5 protein-coding genes are annotated in these 3,536 nt (G+C 69.9%); all 5 read right to left on the reverse strand.

All coding sequences use genetic code 11. The features are described from left to right. Window positions 1-1,290, reverse strand: a 1,290-nt coding sequence (locus FJ251_14555) for a CTP synthase (GenBank protein ID MBM4118924.1), incomplete at its 3' end; no start/stop codon positions are given. 89 nt (window positions 1,291-1,379) lie between these two features. Then, a complete protein-coding gene (locus FJ251_14560) occupies window positions 1,380-2,126 on the reverse strand; it encodes a 3-deoxy-manno-octulosonate cytidylyltransferase (GenBank protein ID MBM4118925.1) in 747 nt (248 codons plus the stop codon). Between the two features lie 47 nt (window positions 2,127-2,173). After that, entirely contained in the window at window positions 2,174-2,428 is a 255-nt protein-coding gene (locus FJ251_14565) for a 50S ribosomal protein L27 (GenBank protein ID MBM4118926.1), read from the reverse strand. Window positions 2,429-2,443: 15 nt separating this feature from the next. Next, window positions 2,444-2,752, reverse strand: coding sequence for a 50S ribosomal protein L21 (gene rplU / locus FJ251_14570; GenBank protein ID MBM4118927.1), 309 nt, complete (start codon window positions 2,750-2,752; stop codon window positions 2,444-2,446). Between the two features lie 83 nt (window positions 2,753-2,835). Then, the coding region (locus tag FJ251_14575) for a hypothetical protein (GenBank protein MBM4118928.1) at window positions 2,836-3,536 on the reverse strand (701 nt) is incomplete at its 5' end.

Here is a 3,536-nt window from a genome sequence, read left to right on the forward strand (position 1 = left end):
ATAGGCGCCCAGGCGCATCGTGCCCCCCATCTGCACCATGCCCTTCTGCTCCTCCATCAGGCAGATCACGGGTGCCGCGCACTGGGGATCGAACTCCGTGCTGTCGGCGCCGGGCAGGCCGGCGACATGGCGCGCGTACTCGACCACCGCCGCCTGCAGGCCCAGGCAGATGCCGAGGAAGGGCAGGCCGCGCTCGCGCGCCCAGCGGATGGCCGCGATCTTGCCCTCGACGCCGCGATGGCCGAAGCCGCCGGGCACGAGCAGGCCGTCCAGCGGCTCGAGCGCGGCGGCCGCGCCTGCCGCGTCGAGGCGCTCGCTGTCGATCCAGTGGATCGCGACGCGCACGCCGTTCGCCTCGCCCGCGTGGGCGAAGGACTCGATGATGCTCTTGTAGCTGTCGAGATGGTCGACGTACTTGCCGGCGACGCCGATGTGCACGTCGCGCACGCTGCTGCGACTGCCGGCGACGAAGCGCTCCCACTCGGAGAGGTCGGGCTCGGGGGCGTCCAGGCCGAGCAGTTCGACGGCGCGGCGGTCGAGACCCTCGGCGTGCAGGCGCAGCGGCACCTCGTAGATCGAATCCACGTCGCGCGCCTCGATGACGTCCCGCGCGGCCACGTTGCAGAAGAGGCCGATCTTCTCCTTCACCTCCGCCGAGAGCGGGCGTTCCGTCCTGCAGACGAGCAGGTCGGGCTGGATGCCGATCTCGCGCAGATCCTTGACGCTGTGCTGCGTGGGCTTGGTCTTGATCTCGCGCGCGGCGCTGATGTAGGGCACCAGGGTCAGGTGCACGTAGAGGCAGTTCTCGCGGCCCTTGTCGAAGACGAACTGGCGGGCGGCCTCCAGGAAGGGCAGGCTCTCGATGTCGCCCACCGTGCCGCCGATCTCGGTGATCACCACGTCCAGCTCGGGGTCGCGCTCGGCCAGGGTCAGCACGCGGCCCTTGATCTCGTTCGTCACGTGCGGCACGACCTGCACCGTGCGGCCGAGGAAGTCGCCGCGGCGCTCCTTGGTGAGGATGGCGTCGTAGACCTGCCCGGCGGTGACGTTGTTCGGCCGGCCGAGGCTCTGGTCGAGGAAGCGCTCGTAGTGGCCGAGATCGAGGTCGGTCTCGGCGCCGTCGTCGGTGACGAAGACCTCGCCGTGCTGGAAGGGGCTCATCGTCCCCGGGTCGACGTTCAGATAGGGATCGAACTTGAGCATCGACACGCGCAGGCCGCGCTGCTTCAGGAGCAAACCGAGCGAGGAGGCGGCGATGCCCTTGCCGAGCGAGGAAACGACACCACCCATCACGAAGATGTACTTGGTCTTGTGCGCGCGAATCACGGCCGCTCCCCCTGCTGCAACAAAAAACCGGGCGCTGGGCCCGGAACTCCATGCTAGGCCCGCGCCAGCAGCATTGCAACGACTTTGAGGTCCTCGGGGCGATCGACGCCGGGCGCCCAGGTCTGACCGGGCTCCACCCAGATCGGCATCCCGGCCGCCAGCGCGCGCAGCTGCTCGAGGCGCTCGCGGGGCTCGCGCGGACTCGGCGCCAGCGCGACGAAGCGGGCGAGCGCCTCGGCGCGGTAGAGGTAGACGCCCGCGTGCAGGAGCAGGGTCTCCAGCGGCGCCGGCGGCGCGACGAGGCGGCGCCGGAAGTCGCGCGCGCAGCCGTCGGGGCCGCGCAGCAGCTTGACGCGGTCGGGATCCGCCAGGTCGCCGGGCGCCAGTGGCACGCCCACGGTGCCGAGCGGCAGCTCCGGCCGCGCCTCGAGGCGCGCGATGAGGGCCGCCACGGCCGCGAGATCGAAGAGCGGTTCGTCGCCCTGCAGATTGAGGACGAGACCCGGCCAGCCAGCCGCCGCCTCGGCGACGCGGTCGCTGCCGCTGGCGTGGCCGGGGTCGGTCAGGCAGGCCTCGAAGCCGAGGCCCTGGACGTGCTCGAGAATGCGCCGATCGTCGGTGGCCACCCGGGGCCCGACGATGCCGGGCAGCTGGGCCGCGCGCCGGCAAACGCGCTCGATGAGCGTCTGCCCGGCGAGGTCCGCCAGCGGTTTGCCCGGGAAGCGGCTGGAGCCCATGCGGGCCGGGATCACGACGAGGGTGGACAGGGTCGCCTCCGGAACGCCTCGCCCCCAACGCAAACGGCGGACCCGGGGGCCCGCCGCGCGGCACAGGGAGTCGGGCCCGCCTAGCTCGGCAGGACGTTGACGATCTTGCGGTCCTTGCCCTTGCGGGCGTACTCGACGGTGCCGTCGACCAGGGCATAGAGCGTGTCGTCGCCCCCGCGGCCGACGTTCTGGCCGGGCAGCAGGTGGGTACCGCGCTGGCGGACGAGGATCGAGCCCGCCCTGACGAGCTGGCCGGCGAAGCGCTTGACGCCCAGGTACTTGGGCGCGCTGTCGCGTCCGTTCCGGGAGCTGCCGACGCCTTTCTTGTGTGCCATTTCAGCCTCCTCGCCCTAGGCGATGCCCTTGATGCGGATCTCGGTGAAGCCCTGCCGGTGGCCCTGCAGGCGGCGGTACTTGTTGCGGCGTTTCTTCTTGAAGACGAGGATCTTGCGGGCGCGACCGTGGCGCAGGATCTCCGCCTGCACGCGGGCGCCGGCCACGTAGGGGCTGCCGAGCTTCATCGCCTCGCCCTCGCCGAGCGCCATAACCTCATTGAACTCAACGGCATCACCGACGCTGCCGTCCAGGCGTGGCACCCTGAGCACTTGCTCGGGGCTCACCTTGAACTGCCGGCCGGCCATCTTGACGAGCGCGTACACGGACTGCCTCCTCCACCTGGCGACCAAAGCGTTTGAAATACACCACTTGTCCCCGGCTGTCAAGGGGGGCCGGGGAGGATTGCTCAGCGGCTGACCGCCGCCACCAGGTCCCGGCCCGTCTCCAGGGCCGTGATCTCGTGCTGCTCCCGGTGCAGGCGCGGATCGTCCAGCAGGTGCAGCTCCACCTTGTGCGCTTCCTGGATCTCGCCGAAGGTGTCCAGCCGCTGCTGGCGGATGAAGTGCGCCAGCACCGGGTTGACCCGGATCTGGTACTTGCGCTCGCGGCAGCGGGTGGCGATGCGCCGGATCGTCGTCTCCAGCCTGTTGGTCAGGCTCTCCACCGACATGATGTGCCCGCGGCCCTGGCAGTAAGGGCAGTCCTCGCTGAAAATGTGCAGCAGCGTGGGCCGCACGCGCTTGCGGCTCATCTCGATCAGGCCGAGCGGGCTGATGTCGAAAACCTTCGTGCGCGCGCGGTCCTGCCGGATGTAGCGCTTCAGCTCGGCGACGACCTTGTTCTTGTCCTCCTGGCTCTCCATGTCGATGAAGTCGATGACGATGATGCCGCCGATGTCGCGCAGGCGGAGCTGGCGGGGGATCTCGCGGGCGGCCATCAGGTTCGTCTGGAGGATGGTCTCGGCCTGGTTGCGCTTGCCGACGTACTTGCCCGTGTTGATGTCGATCGCGGTGAGCGCCTCGGTGTGGTCGAATACGAGGTAGCCGCCGCGCTTGAGCCAGACCTGCCGCTGCAGACTCTGCTCCAGTTCGCTGCTGATGCCGAAGG

The organism is bacterium (genome assembly GCA_016873475.1).
Classification (GTDB): Bacteria; Krumholzibacteriota; Krumholzibacteriia; order JACNKJ01; family JACNKJ01; genus VGXI01.

Coding starts and splice junctions, on each gene's coding strand:
- FJ251_14565 (MBM4118926.1), bottom strand. CDS start 2,428: ATGGCACACAAGAAAGGCGTCGGCAGCTCCCGGAACGGACGCGACAGC.